The organism is Rhizobacter sp. P3_B12, assembly GCF_056402895.1.
In genome coordinates this window covers 1-16873 of the sequence record NZ_JBFUGN010000037.1, presented here as the reverse complement: position 1 = coordinate 16873, position 16873 = coordinate 1, and the positions used below count along the sequence as shown (strand labels likewise).

The following is a 16873-nucleotide window of genomic DNA, read 5'->3' as shown; positions in this document are numbered from 1 at the left end:
GGACAGTGCCGGGCGCAACATCGGCTACGGCCTGTGGCAGGACGCCGCCGCGCGCACCCCGTGGGGCAGCACCGCGCCGTACGCGATCAGCGGCAGCGTGGTCTTTGCCGGCAGCCCGATGGCGAGCACGCAATTGCCGTTCTACCTGGTGGCGCCCGCGCGGGCGCGCCGGCCGGCGGCCGGCAGCTACCGCGACACGCTGCTCGTCACGCTGGCCTACCACGCGGAGGGCAGCGCGGCCATGGCCCGTGTCAGCACCGGAGCCGGTACCGGCTCCGGCAGCACCACCACCGGCGGTGTCACGCTCGACGTCCCGCCGGCCTGCACCCTGTCGATACCGAGCGCCGTAACGCTGGACTACGTCGCCTTCCAGCCGGARCCGGCCATCGCCACCAACAGCTTCACCGCAGACTGCAACACCGATTACACGCTGGCGCTGGACAGCGGTGGCGACACGCTGCTCGGCCTGCCCTACACGCTGACGCTGGATGCCGTGTCCGGCACCTGGAACGGCCAGGTGCACGAGCACCACGTCACCGGCCGCATCGCGGCCGGACTGGCCGGCGCCTGTGCGGCAGCGCCCTGCCAGGCGGCCCGGGTTCACGTGCTGACGATCAGCTATTGAGCGACGGGCGAACCACCAGCAAGCGGCGGACCGGTTGAACGGTTGAACGGCCCGCTCCAGCGGAGGGCCGGGAGGGCGGGACGGCCGCCCGACTCCGATACCCTTGCCCGCTGGCGAGGACCCCCCATGTCGACTCTTCTCAGATCGGCCCGAGACAGGGCTGACGGATCCGGCAGTACCGATATTCCCAAGGCACGCAGCCGCCCCCGCATCGGTGCGGCGGCGCCGCCGCGCATTGCGCTGGTCTGCGTGCTGCTCGCGCTGCTGCTGCTGGCGCTGGATTTCAAGGTCGGCCAGCGGGTCGCGGCGCTGTACGGCCCCACCGCCCTGGCGCTGCGCCCCGACGGCACGCAGGCCTGGCTGGCCGTCGACGACGAGATCTGGTCGTTCGATGCCAAGGGGCACCGCGGCACGCGCGCCACGCTGGCGGAGATCGGCCTGCCGGGCCGCGTCTACAGCCTCGACTGGCACCCGGCCGCCGGGCTGCTGGCGCTGCGGCTCGACAACGAGCCGACCCTCCACCTGCTCGACCCCGCCACGCTGCGGCCGTCCAGCACCATCACGCTGCAATGGCCGCCCGAGCTGGCGGAGCATGCGAGCCGGGCGGTGCACCTGGCGTTCGCCGGCGACGGGCGCATCGCGGCCTCGACCGGCGGCGGCCACGCGGTGGCGCTGTTCGACCGCGACGGCCGCTTCCTCGCGCGCACCGTGCTCGGGATGTACCGCTTCACGAACGGCCTGTGGTGGAACGGCGACGCGCTGTGGACCACCGACACCAACGGCCTGCAGCTGAAGCGGCTGGACGGCCGCACGCTCGCGCTGCAGCAGGCGGTGGACGTGCCGGCGCCGCGCGGCACCCGCTACCTGGGCCTCGCGCGGCCGCACCCGCCGCAAGCCACCGAAGGCAATGAACCGCTGCCGCTGGCCACCGTGATCCGCTTCGGCAACGACCGCATCGTCGGCGTGGTGGCCGACATCCTGCCCGGCGGCGGCGAGCTGCTGTTCTCGCAGACCGAGCGCATGGAACCGCGCGACCTCGGCTGGCTCGGACGCGACCTGCTGGTGGTCGACGGCCAGAGCCGCACGGTGCTGCGCTGGAGCGCGGCACACGAGCCGCTGCCGCCGTTCGGCGATGCCGACAGCCGGCGCGACCTGCAGGAGGCGGCGCAGCTGCAGCAGCGGCTGAAGTGGCTGCACCAGGCCCTGGTCGCCCTGGCCGTCGGCGGCGTGGTCGCCGCGATCACGCTGGTGTGGCATGCGCGCAGCGGCAGCCGCTCGCGGCGCCGCGTCGCGGCCACGCCGCACTGGTGGGCCGTGCTCGCCTCGGCGCTGTTGCCGGGGCTCGGCCAGTGGATGCGCGGACGCAATCCGATGGCGCTCGCCTGGTTCCTCGTGTGGTCGGTCTACACGCTGTCGATCAGCGTGCCGGTGCTGTGGAACCTGCTCGGGCCGCGCAGCGACGTGTCGGTGCAGTACGCCGCCGACGTGCTGGCGGTGCAGCTGCTGATCACCGCGTTCGCGGCGCTGGAGGCGGCGCGGCGCTGAGGGGCTGGCCCGTTCGGCCGTCCCGGCGTCCACCATCTGGAGGATGACGGGCGCGCCGGCCCGGCGCACCGTGCCCTGTCCGTGTCAACCGGGAGAGCAGCATGCGCGTGCGCAGCGAGAACGGCGGCCTGGCCGCGATGGCCGTGGCCGGCACCTACGTGGTGTTGCTGGGCTGGGACATGCCCGAGGCGGCGATGCTGGCGCAAGGCGTGCTGGGCTTCGCGGTGCGGCGGCTGCGCGAGCGCGACGGCGAGCGCATCTGGCTGTCGGGCATGAAGACCTTCGAGCAAGTGGAACCGTACCCGGTGCCCGGCGAGCCGGTGACGAGCTTCCTGCACCCGCTGCAGACCTTCCAGTGGGCGGACTACAGCGCCTCGCCCGACGAGCGCTACGTCTACACGATCGTCGCGATGAGCGGCAGCCCGGGCGCGCTGGTGCGTGGGCCCGAGGTCGACCTGGCGGTGGCGACCGAGCGCGTCGACCAGGGCAGGCATTCGGTCTTCTTCAACCGCGGCGCGGTCGCCTCGCAGGAGTACGCGCGGCGCTTCCAGAACCGGCGGCCGGACGACGTGGGGCCGTCGGCGTTCAACTGGCTGTCGCGCGGGCTGGTCGAAGGCCTCGAGAACTTCATCGCCCAGGCCGCGGCGGGCGACGAACTGCTGGGCGCGTTCTTCGAGTTCAAGAGCCCCCGCATCTACACCGCGCTGAAGGCTGCGAAAGCGCGCGGCGCGGTCGTCTCGGTGCTCTACGACGGCGACAGCCAGGGCGAGGGCAACGAAAAGGCGCTCGAAGGCCAGGGCATGGACGGCATGGTCAAGTCGCGCGAGCACTCGGGCGGGTTCGCACACAACAAGTTCCTGGTGCTGCGGCAGGCGGGCGTGCCGAAGCAGGTCTGGACCGGCTCCACCAACCTGAGCGTGAACGGCATGTTCGGCCACTCGAACAATGCGCACATCGTGCGCGACGACGCGATCGCGGCCCGCTACCACCAGTACTGGCTGCTGCTCGACCGTGACGAGACGCGCAAGCCGACCGCGACCCAGGACGAAGCCCTGTCGCCGCTGCCGGCCGACGGCTCGCCGCTGGACGCGCTGTTCTCGCCGCGGCTCGGCCTGGAGGCGCTCGACTGGTACGCGGGCCTGGCGGCCGGCGCGCAGCGCGGCGTGTTCATGACCTTCGCGTTCGGCATGAACAGCCGCTTCGTGCCGTCGTACGACACGACCGACAGCGTGCTGCGCTTCGCGCTGATGGAGAAGAAGGGCACCGGCAAGACCTACCAGGCGCAGGTCGCCGAGATCGACCGCATCCGCCGGCATCCGAACGTGACGGTGGCCGTGGGCCACCGCGTCGAGCTGAACCTGTTCGACCGCTGGCTGGCCGAGCTCGACCGCATCGCCGACGAGGCGCACGTGCTGTACGTGCACACGAAGTACATGCTGGTGGACCCGCTCGGCGACACGCCGACCGTGGTGGTGGGCTCGGCCAACTTCTCGGCGGCGTCGACCACCGACAACGACGAGAACATGCTGGTGATCCGCGGCGACACCGCGGTGGCCGACGTCTACCTCGGCGAGTTCATGCGGCTGTTCTCGCACTACGCGTTCCGCGAGTCGCTGCAGTTCAAGGACGCGACCTCGCCGGCGAATGCCTTGCTGCGCAAGTACCTGGTGCCGTCGCCGGCCTGGATCCACGGCGGCGGTGGCGCGGGGGCGAGCTACTTCAAGGCGGGGTCGGACCGGGCGTTGCGGCGGCTTTATTTCTCGGGGCAGTAGGCACGGCCGCTCTCGCCAGTTTTGAGAAGCGGCGGGATTGTCGGTAGAGTGCCGGGATGACCCACATCCGGAAGCTCACCGTCAAGGGCTACAAGTCGATTGCGAAGCTCGAGAACTTCGAGCTTCGCCCGCTGAACGTGCTGATCGGGGCGAATGGCGCCGGCAAGAGCAACTTCATCGGGCTGTYCCGCTTCCTGGCATCGGTGGCCGGCGACAACTTCCCTGTCGACGTGCAGAAATGGGGCGGACCAGAGGCCTTGCTGCATTACGGCAGCAAGGCGACGCCACGGATGGACCTGTCAATCGAGTTCTCGGCCAGCACGGGTTTCACCGGCGAGTACGAGAACGGATATCGCATCTCGCTCGAAGCCACGCAGGACAACCGGCTGATCTTCGTGCGCGAGGAGCCGACGGTGCGCGGCCAGGGTTATGCCCTGCCGAAGGCCTATTCGCTTGGAGCCGGACACGACACGGCGAAGATCCGCACCGACAAAGACAGCCCGAGCGCCACCGTCAGCCGCTATGTGCTCGACAAGCTCCAGATCTGGCGGCAGTACCACTTTCATGACACCGGCGACACGGCGGCGGTCAAGCGCGTCCATGCCGTCAGCGACAACCTTCGCTTGAAGCCGGATGCGGCCAACCTGGCCGCCTATCTGCGCAAGCTCAAGACCACGCCGAGCTACGAAAGCAGCTACGACCGGATCGTCGAAACGATTCGCCGGGTGGCTCCGTTCTTCGGCGACTTCGTGTTCCGCGACGAGGCCACCGAGTTCATCGAGCTGGAGTGGACCGAACGCGGGCGGCCCGACACGCCCTGGAAAGCCCACGTGCTGTCGGACGGAACGCTGCGCTTCATCTGCCTGACCACGCTGCTGCTGCAGCCTCGCGGCCTGCTGCCCGATACTGTCCTGATCGACGAACCCGAACTGGGGCTGCACCCTTTCGCGATCAATCTGCTGGCCGACATGCTGCAGGAAGCCGCCGAAAGCCGGCAGGTGATCGTCTCCACGCAGTCGGTGGAGTTGCTCAGCGCATTCCAACCCGAGGACGTGATCGTGGTTCAACGTGAAGAGGATGCGTCGACCTTCCGGCGCCTCGATGCCGCCGAACTGACAGACTGGCTGGCCGACGACTACAGCCTGGGCGACCTGTGGAAGCGCAACATCCTGGGCGGAAGGCCTGGCCGATGAGGCGCGTCTGCGTGGTCTGCGAAGGCCAGACCGAAGAAGAGTTCATCCTGCAGGTGTTGGCCCCGGCCTTCTACGACCTCGACCTGAACCTGGTTCCGGAAATGATCGAAACCTCGCCGGGCCACAAAGGCGGTGCGTTGAGCTACGACCGGGTCAGGCGCCACTTGCGCAACACGCTGCGCCAGAACAGCGCGCCGGTGGTCACGACGCTGTTCGACCTCTACCGGCTCGACAACGGGTTTCCAGGCATCGCCGCCTCGCAGGGCCTGTCCGACCTGTCGCAACGCCTGACGGCCGTGAAGCAGGCCCTTCATGCGGACATCGTGGCCGTTGCCGCATGCGAGCCCGGCCGCTTCATCCCCTACATCCAGCCCCACGAATTCGAGGCCCTGCTCTTCAGCGACGTCGAGAAGCTGGTCGCGGTCGAGCCGGCGTGGCGCAGTGCATCCGCCGCGCTGTCCGCCGCACGTGCTGCCGCCGCATCACCCGAGCACATCAACGACCAGCCCGACACCAAGCCCGCCGCACGCCTGGAGCGGGCGCTGAGCAACCCGGGCTACCGGAAGCGGCGGCACGGCCCCGTCGCCGCACTGAAGATCGGATTGCCGGCAATGGAGGCGGAGTGCGCGTTCTTCGCCGGCTGGCTGGCGCAGATACGGTCCTTGGCGCCGCGTTGACGCCTGTCGAGCATCTCAAATCGACATCCGGTCCCGCACGCCCTCGGCTTCCATGTCCTTCCCGCGCCCGCGCTGGATGACCTCGCCGCGTTCCATCACGAGGTACTGGTCGGCGAGTTCGGCCGCGAAGTCGTAGTACTGCTCGACCAGCACGATGGCCATCGTCTTCCGGTCGGCCAGCATGCGGATCACGCGGCCGATGTCCTTGATGATGCTGGGCTGGATGCCTTCGGTCGGCTCGTCGAGGATCAGCAGCTTCGGCCCGGCCGCCAGCGCCCGCGCGATCGCCAGCTGCTGCTGCTGCCCGCCCGAGAGATCGCCGCCGCGGCGGTGGATCATCTGCTTGAGCACCGGGAACAGCTCGAACAGCTCGGCCGGCACCGGCGTTGCGCCGCTCTTGTACGCGAGGCCCATGCGCAGGTTCTCGTCGACCGTCAGCCGGCCGAAGATCTCGCGGCCCTGCGGCACGTAGCCCACGCCCTTGCGCACCCGCTCGTACGGCGTGTCGTGCGTGATGTCCTGGCCGTCGAGCTGGATGCCGCCGGTCTTCACCGGCACCACGCCCATCAGGCTCTTCAGCAGCGTCGTCTTGCCCACGCCGTTGCGCCCGAGCACCACGGTCACCTCGCCGAGCTTCGCCTCGAAGCCGAGGTTGCGCAGGATGTGCGAGCCCCCGTAGTACTGGTTGATGCCTTCGACTTTCAACATGATTCAGCGGCCCAGGTAGACCTCGACGACCTTGTCGTTGGATTGGACTTCCGACAGCAGCCCTTCGGCCAGCACGCTGCCCTCGTGCAGCACCGTCACCTTCTTGCCGTTGCGCCCGTTCTGCGTCAGCTCGCCGATGAACTTCATGTCGTGCTCGACCACCACCAGCGAGTGGCTGCCTTCGAGCGACAGGAACAGCTCGGCGGTGCGCTCGGTCTCTTCGTCGGTCATGCCGGCCACCGGCTCGTCGAGCAGCAGCAGCTTCGGGTCCTGCATCAGCAGCATGCCGATCTCCAGCCACTGCTTCTGGCCGTGCGACAGCAGCCCGGCGACGCGCTGCGCGCCGTCCTTCAGGTGGATCAGCGCCAGCATCGCGCCGATGCGGTCGAGCTGCTCGCCGTTCAGCCGGAAGAACATCGACGAGCGCACGCCGCGGTCGGCSTTCAGCGCGAGCTCCAGGTTCTCGAACACCGTCAGCTGCTCGAACACCGTCGGCTTCTGGAACTTGCGGCCGATACCGATCGACGCGATCTCGTTCTCGCGCAGCCGCAGCAGGTCGATGGTCGAGCCGAAGAAGGCCTTGCCCGCATCGGGCCGCGTCTTGCCGGTGATCACGTCCATCATCGTCGTCTTGCCGGCGCCGTTCGGGCCGATGATGCAGCGCAGCTCGCCGGCGCTGATGCTCAGCGAGAGCGCGTTCAGCGCCTTGAAGCCGTCGAAGCTGACTGTGATGTCGTCCAGGTACAGGATCGCGCCGTGCCGGGTGTCGAGCACGCCTTCCTCGACCACGCGGCCGTAGCTGGCTTCGCGCCCGCCCGAGGTGCCGGGGCCGCCCTGCTGCCGGTTCGCCAGCGCCTCGCGCACGCGTGCGCCGGCCTCCATCAGCTCGGGCGTCATGCCTTCACCTCGCTCTTGTCCTTGCCGCCCAGCTTGCGCGCCAGCCCGACGATGCCTTGCGGCAGGAACAGCGTCACCGCGATGAACAGCGCGCCGAGGAAATACAGCCAGAACTCCGGGAACGCTTGCGTAAACCAACTTTTGGCGCCGTTGACGAAGAAGGCGCCCAAGATCGGCCCGACCAGCGTGCCGCGCCCGCCCACCGCCGCCCAGATCGCGATCTCGATGCTCGCCGCCGGCGACATCTCGCCCGGGTTGATGATGCCCACCTGCGGCACGTACAGCGCGCCCGCGATGCCGCACATCACCGCCGAGATCACCCAGATGCAGAGCTTGTAGCGCAGCGGGTCGTAGCCGGTGAACATCACGCGGCTCTCGGCGTCGCGGATCGCCTGCAGCACGCGGCCGAACTTGCTGCCCACCAGCCAGCGGGCGAGCAGGAAGAAGCCGATCAGCGCCAGGCCGCTCAGCACGAACAGCGTCATCCGCATCGACGGCGTCGCGATCGGGTGGCCGAGGATGCGCTTGAAGTCGGTGAAGCCGTTGTTGCCGCCGAAGCCGGTCTCGTTGCGGAAGTACAGCAGCATCGCCGCGTACGTCATCGCCTGCGTGATGATCGAGAAGTACACGCCCTTGATGCGCGAACGGAACGCGAAGAAGCCGAACACGAACGCGAGCAGCCCCGGCACCAGCACGATCAGCAGCAGCGTCGCGACGAAGCTGTCGCTGAGCGCCCAGTGCCACGGCAGCGTCTTCCAGTCGAGGAACACCATGAAGTCGGGCAGGTCGGACTGGTAGTTGCCGTCGCGCCCGATCTGGCGCATCAGGTACATGCCCATCGCGTAGCCGCCGAGCGCGAAGAACACGCCGTGGCCGAGCGACAGGATGCCGGTGTAGCCCCAGATCAGGTCCATCGCGAGCGCGCAGATCGCGTAGCACATGATCTTGCCGACCAGGCTGATCGCGTAGTCGCTCAGGTGCAGCGCACTGCCTGCAGGCACCGCCAGGTTCAGTACCGGGGCGACGACGACCACCGCGACCAGCGCGATGAAGACGCCGCTCCAGGCCTTCATCGACAGCAGCGAGGTCGCAGGCCCGATCGGCCGCGGCGGGGTGGGAAGGATTGCGCTCATGCTTCGGCACTCCGGCCTTTCATCGCGAAGATGCCTTGCGGCCGCTTCTGGATGAAGATGACGATGAAGACCAGCACCATGATCTTCGCGAGCACGGCGCCCTGCCAGCCTTCGAGCAGCTTGTTGAGCACGCCCAGGCCGAGCGCCGCGTAGACGGTGCCCGCCAGCTGGCCGACGCCGCCGAGCACCACGACCATGAACGAATCGACGATGTAGCCCTGGCCGAGATCGGGGCCCACATTGCCGATCTGCGACAGCGCGCAGCCGGCGAGGCCCGCGATGCCGGAGCCGAGCGCGAACGCATAGGTGTCCACGCGCGCGGTGTCGACGCCCATGCAGGCGGCCATGCGGCGGTTCTGCGTGACGCCGCGCACGAACAGCCCGAGCCGCGTGCGCGAGATCAGCAAGGCCACGCCGCCCAGCACCAGCACCGCGAAGATCACGATGGCGATGCGGTTGAAGGGCAGCGTCAGGTTGCTGAGCACGTCGACGCCGCCGGACAGCCACGACGGGTTCTCGACCTGCACGTTCTGCGCGCCGAACAGCGAGCGCACGCCCTGCATCAGCACCAGGCTGATGCCCCAGGTGGCGAGCAGCGTCTCGAGCGGGCGGCCGTACAGCCAGCGGATCACGCTGCGCTCGAGCACCGCGCCGACCAGCGCGGCCGCGAGGAACGAGGCCGGGATCGCGACGATCACGTAGGCATCGAACATTCCCGGCAGGTGGGCCCTGAAGAAGTTCTGCACCACGTAGGTGGCGTACGCGCCGATCATCATCAGCTCGCCGTGCGCCATGTTGATCACGCCCATCAGCCCGTAGGTGATGGCGAGACCCAGCGCGACCAGCAGCAGGATGCTGCCGAGGCTGACGCCGGTGAACAGCACGCCGAGCCGCTCGCCCCAGGCGAGGCGCGCGTTGATCGCATCGAGCGCGATGCCGAGCTGGCTGCGGATGTCGACCTCGCTCTCGCCGCCTTCGGCCGCGGGTTTCAGGCGTTCGAGGACCAGGGTCTTGGTGGCCGGCGTCAGGCTGCCGGCGAGCGCGCGGGCGGCTTCCATGCGCTTGCCGGCATCGGTCGACGACACCAGGATCGCGGCACGCACCTGGGTCAGTTGCTCCTTCAGCGACGCATCGGCCTCGGCCGCGAGCGCCTTCTCGATCAGCGGCAGGCGGCCTTCGTCGGCCTCTTCCTTCAGCGCCTTGATCGCGGCGCGGCGCTCGCCTACATCGTGCGAGAAAAGCTTCAGCGCCGCGAGAGCGCCCTCGAGCTCGCGGCGCATCTGGTTGCTGTTGATCACGTCTTCGGCGCCGTCGGGCAGCTTCGCGTCGGCACCGGTTGAGGCGTCGTTCGCCTTGTCGCCGTGCACGACGAACACCTTGTCGCCGGCCAGCTTCACCGCGTCGTCGAGCATCGCCTGCACGAAGGCGGCGAGGCCGTCATCGCCGCGCGCGAGCGAGGCCTGCAGCGCCGCGATGCGCTCTTCGTTCTCGCCCTTCGCGAGGGCCAGCACCTGCGGCGGCGTCAGCGCGTGGGCGACGGAGACCGACAGGCCGAGCAGCAGGGCGATCAACCAGCGTCGTGCGTGCATGGGAAGCATCGAGAGAAATCCGTCCTGCTCAATTCGACGAGGGCCACCCGATCGAAGGGTGGCCCGTTCTTCAGATCAGCGCTTCAGCCGATCACTTCTTTTCGGGTTCGTCCTTCTTCTTGTCGTTGCCTTCGATGTAGGGGCTCCACGGCTTGGCCTTGACCGGGGCCGGGGTCTTCCACACGACGTTGAACTGGCCGTCGGCCTTGACCTCGCCGATGAACACCGGCTTGTGCAGGTGGTGGTTCTTCGCGTCCATCGTCGACACGAAACCGCCCGGAGCCGGGAAGGTCTGGCCGGCCATGGCGGCGATGACCTTGTCGGTGTCGGTGCTGCCGGCCTTCTTGACGGCCTGCGCCCACATGTGGATGCCGATGTAGGTGGCTTCCATCGGGTCGTTGGTCAGCGGCTTGTCGGCGCCCGGCAGGTTCTTCGCCTTCGCGTACTCGGCCCACTGCTTCTTGAAGGCGTCGTTGGTCGGGTTCTTGATCGACATGAAGTAGTTCCATGCCGCGAGGTGGCCGACGAGCGGCTTGGTGTCGACGCCGCGCAGTTCCTCTTCGCCGACCGAGAACGCCACGACCGGCACGTCGGTCGCCTTCAGGCCCTGGTTGCCCAGTTCCTTGTAGAAGGGCACGTTGGAGTCGCCGTTGATGGTGGAGATGACGGCCGTCTTGCCGCCGGCCGAGAACTTCTTGACGTCGGCGACGATGGTCTGGTAGTCGCTGTGGCCGAACGGCGTGTACTTCTCGTCGATGTCGCTGTCCTTGACGCCCTTGCTCTTCAGGAAGGCGCGCAGGATCTTGTTGGTGGTGCGCGGGTAGACGTAGTCGGTGCCCAGCAGCACGAAGCGCTTGGCGCCGCCGCCGGCCTTGCTCATCAGGTATTCGACGGCCGGGATCGCTTGCTGGTTGGGGGCTGCGCCGGTGTAGAAGACGTTCTTGCTGAGTTCTTCGCCTTCGTACTGCACCGGGTAGAACAGCAGGCCGTTGAGTTCCTCGACGACCGGCAGCACCGACTTGCGCGACACGCTGGTCCAGCAGCCGAACATCACGGCGACCTTGTCCTGGCTGATCAGCTGCTTGGCCTTCTCGGCGAACAGCGGCCAGTTGGAGGCCGGGTCGACGACGACGGGCTCGAGCTGCTTGCCGAGCACGCCGCCCTTGGCGTTGATTTCCGCGATCGTCATCAGGGCCGTGTCCTTGAGCACGGTCTCCGAGATCGCCATCGTGCCCGACAGCGAGTGCAGGATGCCGACCTTGATGGTGTCGGCGGCCTGCGCGAACAGCGGCAGGCCGAGGGCGGCGACGCCGAGCGACACGGCGCTCAGCGACGCGGCGAAATTGCGGCGGGATGACTTCATGGACGAACGCTCCTGTGGTTGGTGTTGCGGAGGTTACGGAGCGGGGGTCGGATCAGGAATACGACAGATGGCGTAGTGCTGCTTTCTGCGCGTGCAAAGGCGSGGGTGGGGAGGCTGTGGCTCGCCGTCGAATGCGGTCATCGCCCCTGGCGGGGCGCTGACTCCCCTGCGCTGGCTGGTTTCATGGCCCGTCGTCGAAACTCCCTCCGCTCACTTCGTTCGCTGTGGTCAAACAGTCGACGACAGTCAGTTCACGAAGCGTGCTGCGCACGCGGGCCATGAAACCAGCCAGCTCCGGCGCCCCCTCCTTATTGGCGCTCCACAGCCTCCCCACCCGCGCCTTTGCCGATGCCGCACCTCCTTGGGTGAGGGGAAAAGACTGAAGTGGCCGACGAACGCGCCCACGCTCGCACGCTCGTCGATCACTTCAGTCTTTTCCCTCCAACAAGAGCGCCTGGTTCAGCACGGCCAGTCATCTCAACCTTGTAAATTGAGCGGTCACCGCTCAAAATGCAAGGATGTTTGAACGCCACCTCATGGCCTCCCTGCGGGAGAGGCTGACATTCTTTCCCGGCGTCGTGATCACCGGCCCCAGGCAGGTCGGCAAGACGACGCTGGCTCGCGCGGTAGCAGCCGAGCATGGGGATGCGTTGTTCCTCGACCTGGAGCGCGCCGCCGACCGCGCTCAGCTGGAACGGCCCGAGCTCTTCTTTCCACGCCATCGTGAGCGCCTCGTCGTACTCGACGAAGTGCAGCACATGCCCGATCTGTTCAGCGCGCTGCGTCCTGAGATCGACGCCGACCGCAGGCCCGGCCGCTTCCTGCTGCTGGGCTCGGCCTCGGGTCCGCTGATGCAGCAGAGTGCCGAGTCTCTCGCCGGCCGCGTCAGCTACCTGGAGTTGAYGCCCTTGCTCGCCTCTGAGGTGTTTGCTGCGGGGCCCACCGAATTGGCGGGCCTGCAGAACCTGTGGTCGCGCGGCGGCTTTCCGATGAGCCATGCCGCGCCCAGCGAAACGCTCTCCTTCACCTGGCGCCAGGATTTCATCCAGACATTCCTCCAGCGCGACCTGCCGCAATGGGGCGTGACCGTTCCCGCAGAAACATTGCATCGCTTCTGGCGCATGCTCGCCCACCTGCAGGGCCAGCTCTTCAACGCCTCGCAGCTGGGCTTGTCGCTGGGCGGGGTCGCACACACCACGGTGACGCGCTACCTCGCGCTGCTGAGCGACGCGATGATGGTGCGGCGGCTGGAACCGCATCTGGCCAACGTCGGCAAGCGGCTCGTCAAATCGCCCAAGGTGTACATCCGCGACAGCGGGTTGGTGCATGCATTGCTCAACATCGCCAGCATCGACGACCTGCAGGGACACCCCATCGTCGGCGCCTCCTGGGAAGGCTTCGTGCTGGAACAGGTGCGTGCACATGCACCGGCCGGCAGCGAACTCGGCTTCTATCGCACGGCAGCCGGCAGCGAACTCGATCTGGTCGTGTCGACCGGCAGGCGCCTGCTGGGTTTCGAGGTCAAGTTCTCGGCGTCACCCACGGTGACCCGCGGCTTCTGGCAGTCACTCGAGGACCTGGGGGTCGACAAAGGCTACGTGATCGCCCCCGTCGAGCGCCGCTACCCGCTGGCCGACAACGTCGAGGTGATTCCGCTCGGGGACATTCCAGGCGTCTTGTCGCGAGGGTGAGGAACGGCGCAACCAGCCATCCCAGCAACCTTGCAAATTGAGCGGTCGTTGCTCAATTTGCAAGGTTGAACAGCCCTCGCCAACGCTCGCACGCTCGTCGATCACTTCAGTCTTTTCCCCCAACAAGAGCGGCTGGTTCAGCGCGACGGGTGAGGGGATGGGCTGGGGGCGATTTCTGAGGCGACGAAGAAGATCGGCTCCAGCCCATCCCTCACCCGCCGTGCCGCCACGGAACCAACGCACGAACCTTCTGGATCGCCAGCGACGCAGCCGCATTCCGCGTCTCCACCCCCAGCTTCTCGAACACATGCTCCAGGTGCTTCTTCACCGTCGCCGGGCTGCTGCCGAGGATGTCCCCGATGTCGCGGTTGGTCTTGCCCTTGGCGACCCAGTACAGCACCTCGGCCTCGCGCAGCGTCAGCTTGAAGGCCTGCAGCACCGCATCCACCGCCGCCGCGTCCGACACCTCGCGCATCACGATCAACCAGTCGTCGTCGCTCGTGCGCTGCTGCAGCGAGAACACCAGTTGCCGCTCGCCGCGCGTCACCGCCAGCGGCTTCGGCTCGCGCCCCTCGCCGGCCGCCAGCGACTGCTCGTGCAGCCACTGCGCCAACTCGGCCGGGATCTGCCCCGGCGCCGCCTCGAAGTAGCGCTGCATCAGCTCGCGCGCCAGCGGCGTCTGCCACACCGCCTTGCTGTCGGCCAGCCGCGGCGTCACGTGGATCGCCATCGTCGCGTGGCCGAAGGCATCCAGCGCATTGCGCGCCTGCCGCTTCTCGCGCGCGCTCTGCATGTGCACCACCATGCGCGCCAGCACCTCCTGCGGACGGATCGGCTTGGTCACGTAGTCGACCCCGCCGGCCCGAAAGGCCGCCATCACGTGCTCGGTCTCGGTCAGGCCGGTCATGAAGATGATCGGGATGTGCGCCGTGTCGGCATCGGCCTTCAGGCGGCGCGCCACCTCGAAGCCATCCATGCCGGGCATCGCGGCGTCGAGCAGCACGATGTCGGGGTCGGCCTGCGCGGCGCGCTGCAGCGCGCTCTCGCCGTCGACAGCCACCAGCACCACGTAGCCCGCCTCGTCGAGCGCGTCGTGCAGCAGCGACAGGTTGTCGGGCACGTCGTCGACGATCAGCACGACGTCGCTCGCGGCGCGGTCAGGAAGTCTCTCGGTCATGTCGGGCCTGGCGAAGGATGCGCGTCATCGCGTCGAGCTGGAACTGTCGGGCCAGCCCGCGCAGGTGAGCGACGAAGCCGGCATGGGCCGCATTGTCCGCCTCGATCTCGTCCAGCTTCTTCACGATGCCCCGGAAATACCCCAGGCCCACCAGCTCCTCCAGCGCCTGCAGCTGCGCCACGTCAGGCAGCACCCAGGCCGCCGCCGGCTGCGGCACCGGCGCCGCCTCGGCGCGCGCCGCCTGCACCCACTGCACGCGCAGCCGCGCGCCCAGCCAGTCGAGCAGGTCGTTGACGCGCACCGGCTTCAGCACGAAATCGGCCGGTGCAATGCCGACGTCGTTCTCCATCTCGCGGTCGAATGCGTTGCCCGAGACGATCGCGATCGGCGCGGTGCTCAGGTCCTGCGCACGGATCGCGCGGATCGTCGCCCAGCCATCCAGCCCCGGCATCGCCAGGTCCATCAGGATCGCATCGGGCGTGAAGCTGCGCAGCAGCGCCAGGCATTCGTCGCCCGACGCCGCCTCGCGCACCTCGAACCCCAGCGGCTGCAGCACGCTGCGCAACAGCGCGCGATCGACCTCCTCGTTGTCGACCACCAGGATGCGCCGGCGCACGCCGTCATACCCGGTGCGGCTCGCGCGTGGCGCCTGCACGCCCGGCACCGCATCGCGCGTGGCCGGCAGGAAGAGCCGGATGCGGAACAGCGTGCCCACCTGCGGCGTGCTGTGCACCGTCATCTCGCCGCCCATCAGGTCGACCAGCATCTTGCTGATCGTGAGCCCCAGCCCGGTGCCGCTGGCGGCCGCCGCGCCCGCATCGCTGCCGCGCGCGAACGGCTCGAACACATGCTCGATCTCCTCGGGCGCGATGCCGGGGCCGGTGTCCTCGATCTCGAAGGTGGCCATCTCGCGCGCATAGCCGGCGCGGAACACCACCTGGCCGACCTGCGTGAACTTGACCGCGTTGCCCAGCACGTTGATCAGGATCTGGCGCAGCCGTTTCTCGTCGCTGCGCACCACCTCGGGCAGCGCCTGCGACAGCTCGTGGCTGAACGCGATGCCCTTGCCCGCCGCCTGCAGCTCGAACATGCGCACGATCTGCTGCACGCCGTCGCGCAGGTGCATCGGCTGCGACTCCAGCCGCAGCTTGCCGCCTTCGATGCGGGCGATGTCGAGCGTGCCCTCGATCAGCGACAGCAGGTGCTCGCCGCCGCGCCGGATCACGCTGATCGCCTGCTGGCGGTGCGGCGGGATCGACGCGTCCTCGTCGAGCAGCTGCGCATAGCCGAGGATGCTGTTCAGCGGCGTCCGCAGCTCGTGGCTGACGGTCGTGATGTAGCGGCTCTTGGCCTGGTTCGCGAGCTCGGCGCTGCGCTTGGCCTGCTGCAGCTGCAGGTCGGTGCGGCGGTGCGAATCGATCTCGCGCCGCAAGGCCTGGGTCTGCTCGTGCACCGCCTGCGTCTGGCGGTTCGATTCCTCCTGCGCCACCTGCCGGCTCTTGTGCGTCAGCACCAGCCACCACGCGACGATGCCGCTCACCAGCAGCAGCGCCGCGAACGCCTTGATGAAGCCCAGCCGCAGCGCCGGCGCGAGCGCCGCGCCGGGCTCGCCGAGCAGCCGCAGCTCCTGGTGGTACAGCAGCCCGAACAGCCCCGCCAGCAGCGGCACCACCACCGCCATCAGCAGCACGTAGTGGCCGAGGCCGGTGTCGATGTACGGCCAGGCCCGGCGCGGCAGCAGCGCGCGCAGTGCCGCCGACCACTGCGTCGACAGCTTGGCCTCGGGCTTGCACAGGTCGTCGCAGCGCGCATCGAGCGAGCAGCACAGCGAGCAGATCGCGCCCAGGTAGGCCGGGCAATGCGCGAGGTCGTCGGCCTCGTACTCGCGCTCGCAGATCACGCACTGCTGCAGCCGGGTGAACAGGCCCTGCGGGCTGCGCCGGGCGATGTAGAAGCGGCCCTTGGTGGCCCACGCGATCAAGGGCGACACGACGAAGGCGGTGACGAGCGCGATCAGCGCCGAGAAGGCCTGCGCCATCGGGCCGAACAGCCCGAGGTAGGCCGAGATCRACAGCACGGAGGCCGCCGCCATCGCACCGACGCCGACCGGATTGACGTCGTACAGGTGCGCCCGCTTGAACTCGATGCCCGGCGGCGAGAGCCCGAGCGGCTTGTTGACCACCAGGTCGGCCACCACGGCCATGATCCACGAGATCGCGATGTTGGAGAACAGCCCCAGCACCTCGCCGAGCGCGCGGAACACGTCGAGCTCCATCAGCATCAGCGCGATCATCGTGTTGAACACCACCCACACGACGCGCCCCGGGTGGCTGTGCGTGAGCCGCGCGAAGAAGTTCGACCACGCGAGCGAGCCGGCGTACGCGTTCGTCACGTTGATCTTCAGCTGCGAGACGACCACCAGCAGCRCCGTCGCGGCCACCGCCCACGCCGGGTGCGGGAACACGTACTCGTAGGCCGCGAGGTACATCTGGTTGGGGTCGAC

At 68.4% G+C, this 16873-nt stretch carries 13 protein-coding genes; 6 read left to right on the top strand and 7 right to left on the bottom strand.

Annotated features, from left to right (window positions below; genetic code table 11):
- From AC1D01_RS04155 to AC1D01_RS04135, 5 genes are all read left to right on the top strand, one after another.
- A partial coding sequence (locus tag AC1D01_RS04155; RefSeq protein WP_477864817.1) for a spore coat protein U domain-containing protein occupies positions 1 to 625 on the top strand: 625 nt, incomplete at its 5' end.
- Between the two features lie 126 nt (positions 626 to 751).
- Complete coding sequence (locus AC1D01_RS04150) at positions 752 to 2170, top strand: WD40 repeat domain-containing protein (protein WP_477864816.1); 1419 nt, start codon at positions 752 to 754, stop codon at positions 2168 to 2170.
- Between the two features lie 101 nt (positions 2171 to 2271).
- A complete protein-coding gene (locus AC1D01_RS04145; protein ID WP_477864815.1) occupies positions 2272 to 3942 on the top strand; it encodes a phospholipase D-like domain-containing protein in 1671 nt (556 codons plus the stop codon).
- Between the two features lie 56 nt (positions 3943 to 3998).
- Positions 3999 to 5135 (top strand): AAA family ATPase, encoded by a 1137-nt coding sequence (locus tag AC1D01_RS04140; protein ID WP_477864814.1) that lies wholly within the window; start codon positions 3999 to 4001, stop codon positions 5133 to 5135.
- Positions 5132 to 5812, top strand: a complete 681-nt coding sequence (locus tag AC1D01_RS04135) for a DUF4276 family protein (RefSeq protein ID WP_477864813.1) — start codon at positions 5132 to 5134, stop codon at positions 5810 to 5812. Before AC1D01_RS04140 ends, AC1D01_RS04135 begins: the two co-directional genes overlap by 4 nt.
- 15 nt (positions 5813 to 5827) lie before the next feature.
- Here the strand turns inward: AC1D01_RS04135 and urtE are convergent, their stop codons facing one another.
- The 5 genes from urtE to urtA all read right to left on the bottom strand — a co-directional run bounded on the left by urtE (position 5828) and on the right by urtA (position 11502).
- Positions 5828 to 6520 carry an urea ABC transporter ATP-binding subunit UrtE gene (gene urtE, locus AC1D01_RS04130; protein ID WP_477864812.1) on the bottom strand — a complete coding sequence of 231 codons (693 nt, stop codon included), beginning with the start codon at positions 6518 to 6520 and terminating at the stop codon, positions 5828 to 5830.
- Between the two features lie 3 nt (positions 6521 to 6523).
- Complete coding sequence (gene urtD / locus AC1D01_RS04125; protein WP_477864811.1) at positions 6524 to 7417, bottom strand: urea ABC transporter ATP-binding protein UrtD; 894 nt, start codon at positions 7415 to 7417, stop codon at positions 6524 to 6526.
- Positions 7414 to 8550: an urea ABC transporter permease subunit UrtC gene (gene urtC, locus AC1D01_RS04120; protein ID WP_477864810.1), complete on the bottom strand. Its 1137-nt coding sequence runs from the start codon at positions 8548 to 8550 to the stop codon at positions 7414 to 7416. The genes urtD and urtC overlap by 4 nt, the downstream gene beginning before the upstream one ends.
- Positions 8547 to 10139, bottom strand: a complete 1593-nt coding sequence (gene urtB / locus AC1D01_RS04115) for an urea ABC transporter permease subunit UrtB (protein ID WP_477864809.1) — start codon at positions 10137 to 10139, stop codon at positions 8547 to 8549. Before urtB ends, urtC begins: the two co-directional genes overlap by 4 nt.
- Positions 10140 to 10230: 91 nt before the next feature.
- Positions 10231 to 11502: an urea ABC transporter substrate-binding protein gene (gene urtA, locus AC1D01_RS04110; RefSeq protein WP_465110837.1), complete on the bottom strand. Its 1272-nt coding sequence runs from the start codon at positions 11500 to 11502 to the stop codon at positions 10231 to 10233.
- Positions 11503 to 12020: 518 nt separating this feature from the next.
- On the opposite strand from urtA, the gene AC1D01_RS04105 reads away from it, so the two are divergent.
- Positions 12021 to 13193, top strand: a complete 1173-nt coding sequence (locus AC1D01_RS04105) for an ATP-binding protein (RefSeq protein WP_477864808.1) — start codon at positions 12021 to 12023, stop codon at positions 13191 to 13193.
- Between the two features lie 211 nt (positions 13194 to 13404).
- Here the strand turns inward: AC1D01_RS04105 and AC1D01_RS04100 are convergent, their stop codons facing one another.
- Together AC1D01_RS04100 and AC1D01_RS04095 are read right to left on the bottom strand one after the other, a co-directional pair.
- On the bottom strand, positions 13405 to 14370 hold the full coding sequence (locus AC1D01_RS04100) for a response regulator (protein ID WP_477864807.1): 966 nt from the start codon (positions 14368 to 14370) through the stop codon (positions 13405 to 13407).
- A partial coding sequence (locus AC1D01_RS04095; RefSeq protein WP_477864806.1) for an ATP-binding protein occupies positions 14351 to 16873 on the bottom strand: 2523 nt, incomplete at its 5' end. The genes AC1D01_RS04100 and AC1D01_RS04095, both read right to left, overlap by 20 nt.